The 419-nt window shown below is 54.7% G+C and carries 1 rRNA gene; it reads left to right on the top strand.

Features of this window, described 5'->3' with window-relative positions:
* Window positions 1-404 (top strand): 16S ribosomal RNA (locus tag LE190_RS21550); the annotation flags it as partial.
* Between the last annotated feature and the right edge of the window lie 15 nt (window positions 405-419).

Here is a 419-nt window from a genome sequence, read left to right as displayed (position 1 = left end):
GTTGGGCACTCTAATGAGACTGCCGGTGACAAACCGGAGGAAGGTGGGGATGACGTCAAGTCCTCATGGCCCTTATGGGTAGGGCTTCACACGTCATACAATGGTACATACAGAGGGCCGCCAACCCGCGAGGGGGAGCTAATCCCAGAAAGTGTATCGTAGTCCGGATTGTAGTCTGCAACTCGACTACATGAAGTTGGAATCGCTAGTAATCGCGGATCAGCATGTCGCGGTGAATACGTTCCCGGGTCTTGTACACACCGCCCGTCACACCATGGGAGCGGGTTTTACCAGAAGTAGGTAGCTTAACCGCAAGGAGGGCGCTTACCACGGTAGGATTCGTGACTGGGGTGAAGTCGTAACAAGGTAGCCGTATCGGAAGGTGCGGCTGGATCACCTCCTTTCTAGAGTAGCACCAG

The sequence above is a fragment of the Massilia hydrophila genome (assembly GCF_020208145.1).
Taxonomy (GTDB): Bacteria; Pseudomonadota; Gammaproteobacteria; order Burkholderiales; family Burkholderiaceae_D; genus Telluria; species Telluria hydrophila.
Note: the sequence above shows the minus strand (reverse complement) of the source record. Positions and strands in the feature narration are given on the sequence as shown.